Below are 14,682 nucleotides of genomic sequence, written 5' to 3'. Positions count from 1 at the left end.
GACCGGTAGGCTCTCCGAGTGCTCCGATCCCGCCTGCTCGCCCTTCCCGCCGCCGGCCTGATGGCCCTGGGCCTGGTCTCCTGCGGCACCGTCACAGTGCCCGCGGGGGCCGATGCCGCGAACCCGGTCTGCGCCGACATCGTGCTCGGCGCCCCGCCCGAGGTGCTGGGCATGGAGCGCGCGGAGACCTCGAGCCAGGGCACCGTCGCCTGGGGCAGCGGCGAGGACACGATCGTGATGCGCTGCGGCGTGACTCCGCCCGGTCCCACCACCGACCTCTGCACCACCCTCGCCGATGGCGACGGGGTGGAGGTGGACTGGATCGTCCGCGAGCTCGAGGACGAGGTGTTCCTGTACACGACCTACGGCCGGGAGCCTGCGGTCGACGTCTCGGTGCCGAGGTCGGCCGCGCCGGATCAGCCGTCGGGCGCCGCTCTGGCCCTCTCCCAGGTGATCAGCCGGAACATCGTGGCGACGGACTTCTGCATCGGCCCGGGCGACCAGCCCGCGCAGTAGCGCCCAGCGGGTCAGGGCTCAGTGCTCAGGGCTCAGCGGGGGCCCAGGCGGCGCTTCCGCGCCTGCTCGATCAGCTCGGCGATGAGGTCCGCATAGCTCAGCCCCATGTGCTCCCAGAGCACCGGGAACATCGAGTACGGGGTGAAGCCCGGCATCGTGTTGACCTCGTTGATCAGCACCCGACGGTCGCGGGTGACGAACATGTCCACGCGCGCCAGCCCCTCCAGGCCCAGCGCCGTGAAGGCGCGGGAGGCGATCTCGCGAGCCTCCTCGAGCATGTCATCGGGCAGGCCGGCGGGCACGTCGATGCTCACGGTGCCCTTGCCGAAGTACTTCGCCTCGTAGTCGTAGAACTCGAGGTCGTCGCCGACCTTCACCTCCCCGGGCAGCGTGGTGCTGGGCTCTCCGCCGTCGCGGCCCTGCAGCACACCGCACTCGACCTCGCGGGCGTCGAGCCCCTCCTCCACCAGCACCTTGGGGTCCTCGGCGAAGGCGGTCTTGATCGCGATCTCGAGCTCGGCGGGATCGGTCACCTTGGTGACGCCCAGGCTCGAGCCGGCACGGGCGGGCTTGACGAACCAGGGCAGCGGGTGGTTCTTGCGCAGATAGGTGAGGACGCGGTGCGATTCGCTGGCCCAGCGGTCCTCGTGGACGACGATCCCAGGGGCGCATTCGAGGCCGACGGCACGCAGCACGAGCTTCGTCGCGGCCTTGTCCATCGCGGCGGCGGAGGCGAGCACCCCGCTGCCCACGTAGGGGATGTCCAGCATCTCGAGCATGCCCTGGACGGTGCCGTCCTCGCCGTAGGCCCCGTGCAGGAGCGGCCACACGACATCGATGTCCGCAAGCTCGTGGACCGTGCCGTCGCGGAGGGTGCGCAGGGTGATCGGCTCCCCCGGGCGGTGGCGGGTGCTGGGAAGCAGCACCTCGTGCCCGGAGGCGTCGACCTCGGGGGCGCGTCCGTCGACCAGGGTCCAGTCGCTCGGGTCGTCGGAGACATGGATCCAGCGGCCTTCGCGCGTGATGCCGATGGCGATCACGGCGAAGCGCTCGCGATCGATCGCGGCCAGGATGCCGCCGGCGGTCACGCACGAGATGCCGTGCTCCCCGCTGCGGCCGCCGAACAGGAGGGCGACGGTGGTTCTCATGGGCCAAGGATATTCACTGTTGGTCACTCCGGGCGCACCGAGCGTGCCAGCAGTGCCGTGGTGACCTCTTCCATACGGGCGCCGTGATCCACGACCGCGACCACGGCGCGGGTGATGGGCATGTCCACGTCGAGGCGGGCGGCGAGCTCGGCGACGGCGCGAGCGGTGGCGACCCCCTCGGCGGTCTGCCCGACCTCGGCGGCGGCCGCAGCGACGTCGAGGCCGCGGCCGAGAGCGAGGCCCAGGCGATGGTTACGGCTCAGCGGCGACGAGCAGGTGGCCACCAGGTCCCCCATCCCGGCGAGGCCGGAGAAGGTCTCTCGCCGACCGCCGAGGGCGACGCCGAGCCGGGTGATCTCTGCGAGCCCGCGGGTGATCAGGGAGGCGGTGGTGTTGTGTCCGTGGCCGAGCCCGACCGCCGCACCGACCGCGATCGCGATCACGTTCTTCACCGCTCCGGCGATCTCCACGCCGATGACGTCGGTGGAAGTGTAGGCGCGGAGGTACGGCGCCTCGCTCCAGGCGGCCAGGACGTCCGCGAGCGCCTGGGAGGGGGCGGCGACGACCGACGCGCAGGGGCGGCGCTCGGCGATCTCCGCCGAGAGGTTCGGACCCGAGAGCACCCCGATGCGCTCCGGGTCGACTCCCCCGGCCTCGGCGATGATCTGGCTGATGCGAGCATCAGTACCGCGCTCGATGCCCTTGGTCAGCGACAGCACCGGCACCTCTGGCAGCTCTGGCCACGGGGCGAGGGTGGCCCGCATCGACTGGGCGGGGATCGCGACCACCAGCCCGTGGACTCCCTCGAGCGCCTCCTCGAGGCGAGAGGTGCTGTGGATCGACTCGGGAAGTCGATGCTCGCGGAGGTAGGTGCTGTTGCGATGCTGTTCGCGGATCTCGCGGGCGACCTCCTCACGGCGGGCCCACAGCGTGACCTCGGCGCCGCCGTCGGCGAGCACCTGGGCGAAGGTGGTGCCCCAGCTTCCGGCGCCGAGCACGGCGAGACGGGTGGTCGATGTCATGTGATCTGCTTCCAGGCTCGAAATCCGTGCTGGGGCCTGCCTACCTCAGGACGATGGGCATCCGTGCGGCCGTCGTGCAGCTCCTGTGGGGGCTGCTGACCTCGCAGCTGTCCCAGCAGCTCCGCGATCTTCATCATCAGCTCCTCGGTGACGCGCAGGGCGGCCTGCTGGGTGGTCTCGCCATCCAGCTGCGACACCGTGAAGGGCTCTCCGACCAGCATCTGCACATGACGGCCGGGTCTCGGTCGCGGCAGCGGGGAGCCGACGGGCCACAGGGCCCGCCCGCCCCAGGTCGCGATCGGCAGCAGCGGGGCCCCGGTGTCCAGGGCCAGCCGCGCGGCACCGACCCGGCCCCGCATCGGCCACAGCTCGCGGTCGCGGGTGTACGTGCCCTCGGGGAAGAGCATGATCAGCTCGCCGCGCGCGAGGGCGGCGCGGGCATCGGCCAGGGCATCGCTGCTGCGAGAGGTGCCGCGCCGCACCGGGATCTGGCGCGCGGCGCGCAGCAGGGCGCCGAGCACCGGGACCCGGAACAGGGTCTCCTTGGCTAGGAAGCGCGGAGCGATCCCGTGGGCCTGGAGGAGATGCCCGTAGCCGAAGGCGTCGAAGGCGCTCAGATGGTTCCCGCAGGCGATCACCGCTCCCGCTTCCTGGGGCAGGCGCTCGACTCCCTGCCAGCGTGGGCGGGACAGCAGGGCGATCAGGGGGCGCAGCGGGAGCTGCGCGAGGCCGATCACGAGTCCTGCCTGTCGCTCGGGCCTCCGGGCGGTGCCGATGTCCCAGCTGCGCAGCAGGGACGTCATCGTGCTGCCGAGGGGCCTCGGCCCAGAGCCTTCCGCGAGACCTGTCCGGTCAGCGAGGCGGCTGCGGGGTTGCCCGCCAGCGCGCGTCGGCGCAGGGTAGTGGGAGCCCGCCGCGCCAGGGTGTTGACCGCAGCGGCGTGCATCAGCCGACGGGGCGCGAAGGCCAGGCGGCCACGCACTGATCGGAACTTCACCGCGGTGGTGACCTGCAGCAGCTCGCCGCCGGGGAGCAGTGCGACCCCGATCCGCACGGTCAGCTTCTCGTCGTCGTCGATGATCAGCGCCTCGGAGCCGAGCACCTCGTCCGCGACGAACTCCTTCTGCGGCGGCGGGACCATGTCGAACAGCCGGATGGCCTCGTCGCGCAGGGCCCGCAGGCCTCGGGAGGTCAGCGGGGTGTTCTCGTGGGAGAAGATCGCGTCCGCCCAGACCCGGGGGTCCGGCTCATCGACCCCGGCGGTGGGCACGATCACGACATCGCAGTAGTCGGGGATCGGGATGTCCCGCAGTGCGAGGGAGCCTGCCGCTCCGGCCACCGGGCCGGTGATCTGGCTGGCAGGCAGCTCCTCCGCCGCCATCAGCCCTCCTCCCAGAATTCGCCGCCGAGGGCTCCGAGCTTGTCGCGGAAGGATTCGTACCCGCGGTCGATGAGGTCGATGCCGCGGATGGTCGAGACCCCTTCGGCACCCAGCGCCGCGATCAGGTACGAGAAGCCGCCGCGCAGATCGGGGACGGTGATGTCCGCGCCGTGCAGCGAGTTGGGGCCGGAGACCACTGCGGAGTGGTTGTAGTTGGAGCGGCCGAAGCGGCAGCTCGACCCGCCCAGGCATTCGCGGTAGACCTGGATGCGGGCTCCCATGTCGTTCAGCGCGGAGGTGAACCCCAGACGGTTCTCGTACACCGTCTCGTGGAGGATCGAGATGCCGTCGGCCTGGGTGAGGGCGACCACCAGCGGCTGCTGCCAGTCGGTCATGAAGCCGGGATGGACATCGGTCTCCAGGGCGATCGCCTTGAGCGGGGTGCCGGGATGGAAGAAGCGGATCCCGTCCTCGCGGATCTCCATCCCGCCGCCGATCTTGCGGAAGATGTTCAGGAAGGTCGCCATCGGCTTCTGCTGGGCGCCGCGCACGAAGACGGACCCCTTGGTGACCAGTGCCGCGCAGGCCCACGAGCCCGCCTCGATGCGGTCGGTCAGTGCCGTGTGCTGGTATCCGCCCAGACGGTCGACGCCCTCGATCGTGATGGTGCGGTCGGTCTGCAGGGAGATCAGGGCACCCATCTTCTGCAGCACCGCGATCAGGTCCTCGATCTCGGGCTCGACCGCGGCGTTCGTGAGCTCCGTGATGCCCCTGGCGCGGACCGCTGTCAGCAGGACCTGCTCGGTCGCGCCGACGCTCGGATACTCGAGATGGATCTTCGTGCCGGTGAGCCCGTTCGGCGCGGTGATGTAGATGCCCATCTCGCGCTTGTCCACGACCGCGCCGAAGCTGCGCAGCACATCGAGGTGGTAGTTGATGGGGCGGTCACCGATCCGGCAGCCGCCGAGATCGGGGATGATCGCCTCGCCGAGCCGATGCAGCAGCGGGCCGCAGAACAGGATCGGGATCCGCGAGCTGCCCGCATGGGCGTCGATATCGGCGACGTGCGCTTGCTCGACGTTCGAGGGATCCAGCCGCAGCGTGCCCTCGGCGACGTCGTGCTCGATCTTGACGCCGTGGATCGAGAGCAGGTTCGAGACGATCCGCACGTCGGAGATGTCGGGAACCGAGCGCAGGATGCTCGGCTCCTCCCCCAGCAGCGCCGCGACCATCGCCTTCGAGACCAGGTTCTTCGCCCCGCGCACAGTGATCTCACCGTCGAGGGGCCGTCCTCCGCGCACATGGAATGTCGAACTCATGGTGTCCTTGCCTTGACGGTCGGACGCCCGTGGACGCCGCTCTCTGACCGGGTCACCATACCGGAGGGACCTCGGCGGGAGCCGGAACCCGGCTCCCGGCCCGAGAGGTGGTCAGACAGAGGCTCTCAGTCCGAGTCGGCGGTGCGGGCCGGCAGGGTCTTCGGCATCCAGGACGGGCGCGTCGCCTCGAAGTCGGTGATGTCCTGCTCGTGGCGCATGGTCAGGCCGATGTCGTCCAGGCCCTCCATGAGGCGCCAGCGGGTGTAGTCGTCGACCTCGAAGCGGAAGGTGCTGTCCCCGGCGTGGGCCTGACGGTTCTCCAGGTCCACGGTCACCTCGGTGCCGGGGTTCTCCTCGAGGATCTTCCACAACTGCTCGAGATCGTCCTGCGACAGGATCCCGGCGACCAGGCCCTGCTTGCCGGCGTTGCCGCGGAAGATCTCCGCGAAGCGGGTGGACAGCACGGCTTTGAAACCGTAGTCGCGCAGCGCCCAGACCGCATGCTCGCGGGAGGAGCCGGTGCCGAAGTCGGGGCCGGCCACCAGCACCGAGCCCTTCGCGTAGGCGGGCTGGTTCAGCACGAACTCGGGGTCGTTGGTGCGCCAGGCGTTGAACAGTCCGTCGTCGAAGCCGGTCTTGGTGACGCGCTTGAGGTAGACGGCGGGGATGATCTGGTCGGTGTCGACGTTGCTGCGACGCAGCGGGACACCGATGCCGGTGTGGGTCGTGAAGGCTTCCATGGAGATGCTCCTGGTCAGGCGACGGGCTGGAGGTCGGAGGGCGCGGAGTCCGCACCGAGGTCCGACGGCGAGGACAGGGTGCCGCGCACGGCGGTGGCGGCAGCCACCACCGGGGAGACCAGGTGGGTGCGGCCACCCTTGCCCTGGCGGCCCTCGAAGTTGCGGTTCGAGGTGGAGGCGGCGCGCTCGCCCGGTGCCAGCTGGTCCGGATTCATGCCCAGGCACATCGAGCAGCCGGCCTGGCGCCATTCAGCACCGAAGTCCAGGAAGATGCGGTCCAGCCCCTCCTTCTCGGCCTGCAGGCGCACCCGGGCCGAGCCGGGGACGACCAGCACCCGCACATCGGGGTGCTTGCTCCGGCCCTCGAGCACCGAGGCGAACGCCCGCAGGTCCTCGATGCGGCCGTTGGTGCACGAGCCCATGAAGACGGTGTCGACCTTGATGTCCTTCAGCGGGGTGCCGGGGACCAGGTCCATGTACTCCAACGCGCGCTCGGCGGCGTTGCGGGCACTGTCGTCGGTGAAGTCCTCGGGCGCGGGGACCGAGGCGGACAGGGGCAGGCCCTGGCCCGGGTTCGTGCCCCAGGTGACGAAGGGCTCGAGCGTGTCCGCGTCGATGAACACCTCGGTGTCGAAGGTGGCGTCATCGTCGCTCCGCAGCGTCTTCCAATAGGCGACGGCCTCGTCCCAGTCCTTCCCCCGCGGCGCGTGGGGACGACCCTGGACGTACTCGAAGGTGGTCTCGTCGGGGGCGATCATGCCCGCACGCGCTCCCGCCTCGATGGACATGTTGCAGACGGTCATGCGGCCCTCCATGGAGAGCTGACGGATCGCCTCGCCGCGGTACTCGAGCACGTAGCCCGCGCCGCCGCCGGTGCCGATCTTCGCGATGACCGCGAGGATGATGTCCTTCGCGGTCACGCCCGGCTTCAGTGCGCCGTTCACGGTGATCGCCATGGTCTTGAAGGGGGTCAGCGGCAGCGTCTGGGTGGCGAGCACGTGCTCGACCTCGCTGGTGCCGATCCCGAAGGCCAGAGCCCCGAAGGCGCCGTGCGTCGAGGTGTGGGAGTCGCCGCACACCACGGTGATGCCGGGCATGGTCAGGCCCAGCTGCGGGCCGACCACGTGGACGATCCCCTGGTCGACGTCCCCGAGCGAGTGGATGCGCACGCCGAACTCCTCGGCGTTGCGGCGCAGCGTATCGATCTGGGTGCGCGAGGTGAGGTCCGCGATCGGCTTGTCGATGTCGATCGTGGGGGTGTTGTGATCCTCGGTCGCGATCGTCTGGTCGATCCGGCGCGGGCCACGGCCCTCCTGGCGGAGGCCGTCGAAGGCCTGCGGGCTGGTCACCTCGTGCAGGAGCTGGAGGTCGATGTACAGCAGGTCCGGTTCGCCGTTCTCTCCGCGACGGACCACGTGATCCGCCCAGACCTTCTCCGCGAGGGTCCCCGCCATATCGATCCTTCCCTGCGCCCCGGATGAGGGCGCGCTGCTGAATGCTGAGATGCACTCGGGGTGCGAGCGCTCGTCCCATGGTGGGCGGGTCCACGATGCGATGCACTTGCGTCTCACCAAATAAGACGGCAGTATCGGAGCATGGACAAGACCTCAGAGGAGAACGGCAGCGGCGTCGGCGTGCTGGACAAGGCGGCGATCGTCCTCGGCGCCCTCGAAGCCGGCCCCGCGACCCTCGCCCAGCTCGTGCAGTCGACGGGCCTCGCCCGGCCCACCGCGCACCGCCTCGCCGTCGCGCTCGAGTTCCACCATCTCGTCGCCCGCGACATGCAGGGACGCTTCGTCCTGGGCCCGCGCCTGGGCGAGCTCGCCGCCGCCGCCGGGGAGGACCGCCTGCTGGCCTCGGCCGGTCCCGTGCTGGCCGCGCTGCGTGACCACACCGGCGAATCCGCGCAGCTCTACCGTCGCCAGGGCGATCACCGCATCTGCGTGGCAGCGGCGGAGCGACCGATCGGGCTGCGGGACTCGGTGCCGCTGGGCGCCGCGCTCACCATGCGGGCAGGTTCCGCCGCCCAGATCCTGCTGGCCTGGGAGGAGCCCGACCGCCTGCATCGTGGGCTGCTCGGCGCCCGGTTCACCGCGACCCAGCTCTCCGCTGTGCGGCGGCGCGGATGGGCGCAGTCTATCGGCGAGCGCGAGCCCGGCGTGGGATCCGTCTCCTCCCCCGTGCGCGGTCCGAACGGGCGCGTGGTCGCGGCCCTGAGCATCTCCGGACCGATCGAGCGCATCACCCGTCAGCCGGGCCGCCTCCATGCGGCATCGGTCATGAGCTCGGCGAACCATCTCACCGAGCTGCTGCGCCGCGCAGGCTCCTGAGCACGCACGCCCGCAGCGTCAGTCCCGTCCCGCAGCGTCAGTCCCGCTCGATCCAGACCGGGGTGTTGGCGAAGCGCAGCACGTTGACCAGCTGACGAGGTGCGCCGACCTTGCCTCCCGCACCCGATGAACGCTCCCCTGCGACCACCATCAGGCAGGCGTCCTCGCTGGCCTGGACCAGCTGCTTCGGGCTGTCGGACGCGGCGATCGTCACGTCCCGCACGAATACTCCCGGATGCGTCAACGAGATCCGCTGGGCGACGCCGGCGAGGATCTCCTGCGCCTGTTCCGGGGTGGTCTCCGGGCGCACGACCAGGTGGAAGTCCCGCCCGTAGGCCTCTGCGAGGTCCGCGGCCCGGGTGACCACCTCCGTCGCGATCTCGTGATGCACCAGGCCGATCGGCCCCGTGCCGTCGACCCGTCCGCGGACCACCACCACGGGGCAGTAGGAGCGCGCCGCCAGCGCAAGGCTCTTGGACCCGACGATGAGGGTCATCAGACGCCCCATGCCGCGACCTCCGAGCACCAGCAGATCTGATTCCCTGCTGACCCCGACCAGTACCGGCACCGCATTGCCGTCGACGATCTCCGAGGTCACGGGAAGATCCGGATGCTCTTCGCGGATGATCCGGGTGGCATCGAGGATCAGGCTGTGCGCGGCATTGCGGAAGCCGGAGCCTGCCATCCCCGAGATCGGGTCGATGTTGACGTCGAGCTCGGTCCAGACGAAGGCGTGGACGAGATGGACGGTGCCGCCGACTGCGGCGGCATGGAGGGCGGCCCAGCGGACCGCCTGATCGGACTCGTCGGCATCGAAGACGCCGACCGTGATTCGGGGACCAGTGCTGTGCGTCATGTCACGACGATACTCTGCCCGCCCGGTGCAGGTCCGGAAATGACGAAGGAGCCGACACTGGGAAGTGTCGACTCCTGCTCGTACCCCGTACCGGATTTGAACCGGTGTTACCGCCGTGAGAGGGCGGCGTCCTAGGCCTCTAGACGAACGGGGCTGAAACGAGATCCGAAAATCTCGGTCGTACCCCGTACCGGATTTGAACCGGTGTTACCGCCGTGAGAGGGCGGCGTCCTAGGCCGCTAGACGAACGGGGCGCGGGCCATGCGGCAATGAAATGCCGCGTAGCGCTGGGGTACCAGGACTCGAACCTAGAACGACGGTACCAGAAACCGCTGTGTTGCCAATTACACCATACCCCATGGTGAGAAGTACTTTCTGCAGTCATTTCCGTTCTGTTCCCCGGTGGTTTCCGTGGAATTTCCGAACTGTTCTGCATGCCGTACCGAGGTAAGACTCTACCGGGTTCTCGGGCGGAGCACAAAGCGAGAAGGCCCCTGGACGCTGTGAGGCTCGGCACCCTGCCCCACAGCGTCCCCGGACTCAGCCCTCTGCAGCCAATCGGCCCTCTGCAGTCAATCGGCTGTGCAGCGAGCGCAGCCGGGCGAGGCTCGAGGGCTTGCCCAGCAGCTCCATCGACTCGAACAGGGGCGGAGAGATCCTGCGCCCGGAGATCGCGCTGCGCAGCGGCCCGAAGGCCAGGCGGGGCTTGACCCCCATGTCGTCGACGATCGCCCCGCGCAGTGCGGGCTCGAGTGCCTCAGCGGTGAAGGCGCCCTCGTCGATCGCCTCGACCTCACGGATCGCGCGCTCGAGCACTGCTGCGGGGTCATCGCCGAGCTTCTTCAGCGCATCGTCCTGGACCACGAGGTCCTCGTCGGCGGTGAACAGGAAGCCCATCAGCTCCGGCGCCTCGCCGAGAAGGTTCATCCGGGTCTGGACCAGCGGGACGGCCGCGGCGACCAGGGCGCGCTGCTGCTCGGTCACGTCCTCGCCCAGCACCCCGCCGGCCTGGAGGTACGGCAGCAGGCGCTCGGCGAGATCCGCCTCGGGCAGCAGACGGATGTGGTCCGCATTGATGGCGGTGGCCTTCTTGAGGTCGACGCGAGCCGGGTTGGGGTTCACGGCGGAGGCGTCGAAGCGCTCGACCAGCTGCGCACGGCTGAAGATGTCCTCGTCGGCGCTGTAGCCCCAGCCCAGCAGGGACAGGTAGTTCACCATGCCCTCCGGGATGAAGCCCTGCTTCCGATAGAGGAAGAGATCCGCCTGCGGATCGCGCTTCGAGAGCTTCTTGTTGCCCTCCCCCATCACGTAGGGCAGGTGCCCGAACTCGGGGATCCGCTCCGCGACCCCGATCTCGATCAGTGCCCGGTACAGCGCGATCTGGCGGGGAGTGGAGGAGAGGATGTCCTCGCCGCGCAGCACATGGGTGATCCGCATCAGCGCATCATCGATCGGGTTGACCAGCGTGTAGAGCGGCTTCCCGTTGGCGCGCACGACCACGAAGTCAGGAGTGGTGCCGGCCTTGAAGGTGATCTCGCCGCGCACCATGTCGGTGAAGGTGACGTCCTCCGCGGGCATCCGCAGGCGCCAGGTGGGCTCGCGACCCTCCGCGCGGAAGCCAGCCTTCTGCTCGTCGGTGAGGTCGCGGTCGTAGCCGTCGTACCCCAGCTGCGGATCCCGGCCCGCCGCCTTGTGGCGCTCCACGATCTCCTCCGCGGTGGAGAAGGACTCATAGATGTGTCCGGACGCCTTCAGCTTCTCGATGACGTCCTGGTAGATCTCTCCTCGCTGCGACTGACGATAGGGGCCGTCCGGCCCGCCCACCTCGACGCCCTCGTCCCAGTCGATGCCGAGCCAGCGCATCGCGTCGAGCAGCTGGTGGTAGGACTCCTCGCTGTCACGCGCGGCGTCGGTGTCCTCGATGCGGAAGATCAGCTTCCCGCCGTGATGGCGGGCATGGGCCCAGTTGAACAGGGCGGTGCGCACCATCCCCACATGAGGGGTGCCCGTGGGGCTGGGGCAGAAACGGACGCGGACCTCGTCGGCAGCGCCGGTCGGGGTCGAGGTCGGGGCGGGGGCGGTGGTCACGCGGGGTGCTCCTGAGGAGTTGTCGAGGATGAGGGGCGAGGCCGTGCTGCTCAACGGCGCACGATCGGATTGGTCAGGGTGCCGATGCCCTCGATGGTGATGTCGACCGAGACGCCGGCGGGGACGCTCCGCACACCGGCGGGTGTACCGGTCAGGACGAGATCGCCGGGCAGCAGGGTGACCACGGAGGAGATCTCCGCGATCAGCTCAGCGACGGAGCGGACCATGTCCGCAGTACTGCCCTGCTGTGCGATCTCGCCGTCGACGGCGCTGGAGATGGCGAGCCCCGCACCGGCTGCGGGATCCAGGTCGGTCTCGATCCACGGCCCGATGGGGCACGAGGTGTCGAAGGCCTTGGCCCGGAACCACTGATCCTCCTCCCGCTGCGCATCGCGTGCGGTGAGGTCATTGGCGCAGGTGTATCCGAGCACATGGTCGGCGACCTGCTCGGGGGTGAGGTTCTTGGCCATCCGCTTGATGACCACGGCGAGCTCGGCCTCGAGGCTCACCTCCTGGCTGTAGGAGGGCAGCACCACGGGATCGCCGGGGCCGACGACTGCGGTGTTGGGCTTGAGGAAGTAGAGCGCCTGCTCCGGCACCTCGTTGCCCATCTCTGCGGCGTGCGCCGCGTAGTTGCGGCCGACGCACACCACCTTCGAGCGAGGGATGACGGGGGCCAGCAGGCGCACGTCCTCGAGCGGCACGACGGTGCCGGTGGGTCGGATCTCTGTGTACAGGGGGTCACCGGTGATCCCATAGACCATGTCCCGGCCATCCTTCTCCTGGACGATGCCGTACATGGGGTCTTCACCGGTGGTGAATCGGGCGATACGCATGCCCGCCAGTCTAGAGCGTCACTCGTCGGCCCCTTCAGCGACCTCGGCGCCGGCGATCTCGGCACCAGATCTCGGCATCAGATATCTCGGCATCAGATCTCGCCGCGTCCTCCTCGACGGAGGTGATGGCGATCATGGCCCGGGTGGTCTCGCCGGCGCCGAGCGTGCAGGTCATCCCCACGCTGTCCGGCGGTCCAGGTCTCGACGCCCTTTCCAGCACGTACTACGCTATACTTGAATCATCAACGACTCTTGGCGCAGGTGCCTGCGTCGCAGAATGGAGCTCCTCCGTGACTGACCCGACCACGACCGCATCCGACCTCTCACGGCTGACCTTCGGCCTGGACACCTTCGGCGACGTCACCGTCGACGCACACGGGGCCCCGGTGCCGGCCTCGCAGGTGATCCGTGACGTGATCGCGCAGGGCGAGCTCGCGGACAGCGTGGGCATCGATCACTTCTCGGTCGGCGAGCATCACCGTCCCGACTTCGCCATCAGCGCGCCCGACATGGTGCTCGCCGCCCTCGCCACCCGGACCGAGCGGATCACCCTCGGCACCGCCGTGATCGTGCTCAGCTCCGACGACCCGCTGCGCGTGGTCGAGCGGTTCTCGACTCTGGATGCGCTGTCGCAGGGCCGCGCGGAGCTGACGGTGGGGCGTGGTTCGTTCACGGAGTCGTTCCCGCTGTTCGGGTTCGCGCTGCAGGACTACGAGACGCTCTTCGAGGAGAAGCTGGATCTGCTCTCCGCCGCGATCACCGGGGAGCCGATCACCTGGTCCGGCACCACCCGTGCCCCGCTGAAGGCGCAGTCTCTCTATCCGCCGCTCGAGCGCGCGCTGCCCACCTGGGTCGCCGTGGGCGGCAGCCCGAACTCGGTGGTGCGGGCGGCCCGCCACCGCCTGCCCCTGATGCTCGCGATCATCGGCGGCGCCGCCGACCGCTTCGCCCCGTACGTCCGGCTGTTCCACGAGGCGAACGAGAAGCTGGGCAACGGCCGACTCCCCGTCGGGGTCCACTCCCCCGGCCACATCGCCGCCGACGACGCGACCGCGCGGGAGCAGCTGGCCCCGCACTGGATCCACAACCGCAACGAGATCGGGCGGGAGCGTGGCTGGGGTCCCTCGGGCATCGCCGAGTTCGATGCCGAGATGCAGCATGGGGCGCTGTACGTCGGTTCTCCGGAGACGGTGGCGCACAGGATCGCGACGACGATCCGCACCCTCGGCGTGGACCGCTTCGATCTGAAGTACGCGAGCGGGCCGATGCCGCACGAGCAGCTGATGGAGTCGATCCGGCTGTACGGCACCGAGGTCATCCCGCGCGTGCGCGAGCTGCTCGCGGCGCGGCCCGACACCGAAATGGACTCGCCCTTCGACGAGGCGTGATGAGGGCTCACGTCACCGCGGTGCCTCCCGCAGCAGGAACGAGCGGATCCTCAGCTCCGTCTCCTCGCTGCTGATCCCGTCCAGGACGTCACGGCACCAGCGGATGAGCGAAGCGCTGGCTCCAGGGCGGGTTCTCTGGTCCGTGAGGAAGCGTGCCGGAGCGGCCACCGTAGGCTGACCCCATGAACGATCGGGAGATCACCACGAACGAGAGCACCGGCACCTCGCGCGAGCGCCGCATCGCGACCGCGGCCGCCGCTCTGGCCCGGCACGCGGACCCCGGGCCCACCGCTCTGGGCAGCCTGACCGACGAGCAGCTCGTGGTGCTCCACGGGACGAGCGAGGCCCCCGCACTGCTCACGCCGTGGCTCGACCGCTCGACGGCTACGGACGCGCAGCGCGAACTGCTGCTGTCCTCGGCGGCGCGCGGACAGCTCGCCGCGGGTGCCATCGCGCCTGAGGGCACTCTGGCGAAGGTTGAGGGGCGCGAACCCGTCGGCGACCCGGAAGACCTCCTCCCGACCGCGCTGCCGGCCGGGATCGTGGGGCGCCGCGTGTATTCCAGTCGGCGTGTCACGGCGACTGACCTCGACGATCCTGCGCGCGGCGCGATCCAGGCCTTCGCCGATCTCGACGGCACCGTGATGCAGGAGCAGATCTCCGCCAACGGGATCCACCACTTCACCATGAGCAGCGTCGATAGCGCGGCGCGGGTCCAGGTCCTCTGGCTGCTGGGCGCCCCCGATCCCGAGAGCGCCCCGACCGAGGAGCAGGCCGCGGAGGTCCGCTCCGGGACGCTCGAGGAGCTCACGGCTGATCCGGAGATCGGTGTCCTCCTCTCCTCCGCCACCCGACGGGTACGGATCCTCGCCGAGGATCGCGCCGAGGGCGTCGAGCAGGTGCTCTGGGTGCTCCACGACGGAGAATCCACCGTCGCGCTCCAGCCCTCGGAACATGGCACCGGAGCGCCCTCCCTCGAGGCCTCCGTGCTCGAGGCCGTGCGCGTGGGTCCGGACGGACTGCGCGCTCAGCTCGCGGAGTTCATGACCGCCGGCTGA

The 14,682-nt window shown here is 69.8% G+C and carries 15 protein-coding genes and 3 tRNA genes; 4 read left to right on the top strand and 14 right to left on the bottom strand.

The window, feature by feature from the left end; translation table 11 throughout:
- Positions 1 to 18: 18 nt before the first annotated feature.
- Positions 19 to 516: a DUF3515 family protein gene (locus ACT3SQ_RS09560; protein ID WP_444502273.1), complete on the top strand. Its 498-nt coding sequence runs from the start codon at positions 19 to 21 to the stop codon at positions 514 to 516.
- Positions 517 to 548: 32 nt separating this feature from the next.
- Here the strand turns inward: ACT3SQ_RS09560 and ACT3SQ_RS09555 are convergent, their stop codons facing one another.
- From ACT3SQ_RS09555 to leuC, 7 genes are all read right to left on the bottom strand, one after another.
- Positions 549 to 1,664 carry a D-alanine--D-alanine ligase family protein gene (locus tag ACT3SQ_RS09555; RefSeq protein ID WP_441445512.1) on the bottom strand — a complete coding sequence of 372 codons (1,116 nt, stop codon included), beginning with the start codon at positions 1,662 to 1,664 and terminating at the stop codon, positions 549 to 551.
- 23 nt (positions 1,665 to 1,687) lie between these two features.
- The gene (locus ACT3SQ_RS09550) at positions 1,688 to 2,686 is read right to left on the bottom strand and encodes an NAD(P)H-dependent glycerol-3-phosphate dehydrogenase (protein ID WP_441445513.1); all 999 of its coding nucleotides are present in this window, start codon (positions 2,684 to 2,686) and stop codon (positions 1,688 to 1,690) included.
- Positions 2,683 to 3,489: a lysophospholipid acyltransferase family protein gene (locus ACT3SQ_RS09545; protein WP_442332107.1), complete on the bottom strand. Its 807-nt coding sequence runs from the start codon at positions 3,487 to 3,489 to the stop codon at positions 2,683 to 2,685. Before ACT3SQ_RS09545 ends, ACT3SQ_RS09550 begins: the two co-directional genes overlap by 4 nt.
- Positions 3,486 to 4,067, bottom strand: coding sequence for a hypothetical protein (locus ACT3SQ_RS09540; protein WP_441445515.1), 582 nt, complete (start codon positions 4,065 to 4,067; stop codon positions 3,486 to 3,488). The genes ACT3SQ_RS09545 and ACT3SQ_RS09540 overlap by 4 nt, the downstream gene beginning before the upstream one ends.
- Positions 4,067 to 5,386, bottom strand: coding sequence for a UDP-N-acetylglucosamine 1-carboxyvinyltransferase (murA, locus tag ACT3SQ_RS09535; protein ID WP_441445516.1), 1,320 nt, complete (start codon positions 5,384 to 5,386; stop codon positions 4,067 to 4,069). Before murA ends, ACT3SQ_RS09540 begins: the two co-directional genes overlap by 1 nt.
- Positions 5,387 to 5,511: 125 nt before the next feature.
- On the bottom strand, positions 5,512 to 6,126 hold the full coding sequence (gene leuD, locus ACT3SQ_RS09530) for a 3-isopropylmalate dehydratase small subunit (RefSeq protein WP_441445517.1): 615 nt from the start codon (positions 6,124 to 6,126) through the stop codon (positions 5,512 to 5,514).
- A gap of 14 nt (positions 6,127 to 6,140) precedes the next feature.
- A complete protein-coding gene (leuC, locus tag ACT3SQ_RS09525; RefSeq protein ID WP_441445518.1) occupies positions 6,141 to 7,580 on the bottom strand; it encodes a 3-isopropylmalate dehydratase large subunit in 1,440 nt (479 codons plus the stop codon).
- Positions 7,581 to 7,721: 141 nt separating this feature from the next.
- On the opposite strand from leuC, the gene ACT3SQ_RS09520 reads away from it, so the two are divergent.
- Entirely contained in the window at positions 7,722 to 8,456 is a 735-nt protein-coding gene (locus ACT3SQ_RS09520) for an IclR family transcriptional regulator (RefSeq protein WP_444592510.1), read from the top strand.
- Between the two features lie 37 nt (positions 8,457 to 8,493).
- On the opposite strand, the gene ACT3SQ_RS09515 is transcribed toward ACT3SQ_RS09520, so the two are convergent.
- The 7 genes from ACT3SQ_RS09515 to ACT3SQ_RS09485 all read right to left on the bottom strand — a co-directional run bounded on the left by ACT3SQ_RS09515 (position 8,494) and on the right by ACT3SQ_RS09485 (position 12,411).
- The gene (locus ACT3SQ_RS09515; RefSeq protein WP_441445520.1) at positions 8,494 to 9,312 is read right to left on the bottom strand and encodes a universal stress protein; all 819 of its coding nucleotides are present in this window, start codon (positions 9,310 to 9,312) and stop codon (positions 8,494 to 8,496) included.
- A gap of 81 nt (positions 9,313 to 9,393) precedes the next feature.
- A tRNA-Glu gene (locus tag ACT3SQ_RS09510) sits at positions 9,394 to 9,466 on the bottom strand.
- A gap of 27 nt (positions 9,467 to 9,493) precedes the next feature.
- Positions 9,494 to 9,566 (bottom strand) — tRNA-Glu (locus tag ACT3SQ_RS09505).
- A gap of 33 nt (positions 9,567 to 9,599) precedes the next feature.
- Positions 9,600 to 9,671: transfer RNA gene (locus tag ACT3SQ_RS09500), tRNA-Gln, on the bottom strand.
- A 181-nt stretch (positions 9,672 to 9,852) separates the two neighbouring features.
- Positions 9,853 to 11,400: a glutamate--tRNA ligase gene (gltX, locus tag ACT3SQ_RS09495; RefSeq protein ID WP_444502275.1), complete on the bottom strand. Its 1,548-nt coding sequence runs from the start codon at positions 11,398 to 11,400 to the stop codon at positions 9,853 to 9,855.
- A 50-nt stretch (positions 11,401 to 11,450) separates the two neighbouring features.
- The gene (locus tag ACT3SQ_RS09490) at positions 11,451 to 12,236 is read right to left on the bottom strand and encodes a fumarylacetoacetate hydrolase family protein (protein ID WP_441445970.1); all 786 of its coding nucleotides are present in this window, start codon (positions 12,234 to 12,236) and stop codon (positions 11,451 to 11,453) included.
- A 34-nt stretch (positions 12,237 to 12,270) separates the two neighbouring features.
- Positions 12,271 to 12,411 carry a hypothetical protein gene (locus tag ACT3SQ_RS09485; RefSeq protein WP_441445971.1) on the bottom strand — a complete coding sequence of 47 codons (141 nt, stop codon included), beginning with the start codon at positions 12,409 to 12,411 and terminating at the stop codon, positions 12,271 to 12,273.
- Positions 12,412 to 12,526: 115 nt separating this feature from the next.
- Between ACT3SQ_RS09485 and ACT3SQ_RS09480 the strand changes: the two genes are divergently transcribed.
- Positions 12,527 to 13,624, top strand: coding sequence for an LLM class flavin-dependent oxidoreductase (locus tag ACT3SQ_RS09480; RefSeq protein ID WP_442332108.1), 1,098 nt, complete (start codon positions 12,527 to 12,529; stop codon positions 13,622 to 13,624).
- A gap of 182 nt (positions 13,625 to 13,806) precedes the next feature.
- Entirely contained in the window at positions 13,807 to 14,682 is an 876-nt protein-coding gene (locus ACT3SQ_RS09475; protein ID WP_441445973.1) for a hypothetical protein, read from the top strand.

This window comes from Brachybacterium sp. AOP42-C2-15 (assembly GCF_052377065.1).
Lineage (GTDB): Bacteria > Actinomycetota > Actinomycetes > Actinomycetales > Dermabacteraceae > Brachybacterium.
This window is presented reverse-complemented; position numbering and strand designations above follow the sequence as displayed.

Excerpts from the sequence above, each read along its gene's own strand:
- ACT3SQ_RS09490 (WP_441445970.1), bottom strand. The coding sequence starts at position 12,236 with ATGCGTATCGCCCGATTCACCACCGGTGAAGACCCCATGTACGGCATC.
- leuC (WP_441445518.1), bottom strand. The coding sequence starts at position 7,580 with ATGGCGGGGACCCTCGCGGAGAAGGTCTGGGCGGATCACGTGGTCCGT.
- ACT3SQ_RS09520 (WP_444592510.1), top strand. The coding sequence starts at position 7,722 with ATGGACAAGACCTCAGAGGAGAACGGCAGCGGCGTCGGCGTGCTGGAC.
- ACT3SQ_RS09485 (WP_441445971.1), bottom strand. The coding sequence starts at position 12,411 with ATGACCTGCACGCTCGGCGCCGGCGAGACCACCCGGGCCATGATCGCC.
- ACT3SQ_RS09515 (WP_441445520.1), bottom strand. The coding sequence starts at position 9,312 with ATGACGCACAGCACTGGTCCCCGAATCACGGTCGGCGTCTTCGATGCC.
- ACT3SQ_RS09475 (WP_441445973.1), top strand. The coding sequence starts at position 13,807 with ATGAACGATCGGGAGATCACCACGAACGAGAGCACCGGCACCTCGCGC.
- ACT3SQ_RS09545 (WP_442332107.1), bottom strand. The coding sequence starts at position 3,489 with ATGACGTCCCTGCTGCGCAGCTGGGACATCGGCACCGCCCGGAGGCCC.
- leuD (WP_441445517.1), bottom strand. The coding sequence starts at position 6,126 with ATGGAAGCCTTCACGACCCACACCGGCATCGGTGTCCCGCTGCGTCGC.
- ACT3SQ_RS09540 (WP_441445515.1), bottom strand. The coding sequence starts at position 4,067 with ATGGCGGCGGAGGAGCTGCCTGCCAGCCAGATCACCGGCCCGGTGGCC.
- murA (WP_441445516.1), bottom strand. The coding sequence starts at position 5,386 with ATGAGTTCGACATTCCATGTGCGCGGAGGACGGCCCCTCGACGGTGAG.
- ACT3SQ_RS09550 (WP_441445513.1), bottom strand. The coding sequence starts at position 2,686 with ATGACATCGACCACCCGTCTCGCCGTGCTCGGCGCCGGAAGCTGGGGC.
- ACT3SQ_RS09555 (WP_441445512.1), bottom strand. The coding sequence starts at position 1,664 with ATGAGAACCACCGTCGCCCTCCTGTTCGGCGGCCGCAGCGGGGAGCAC.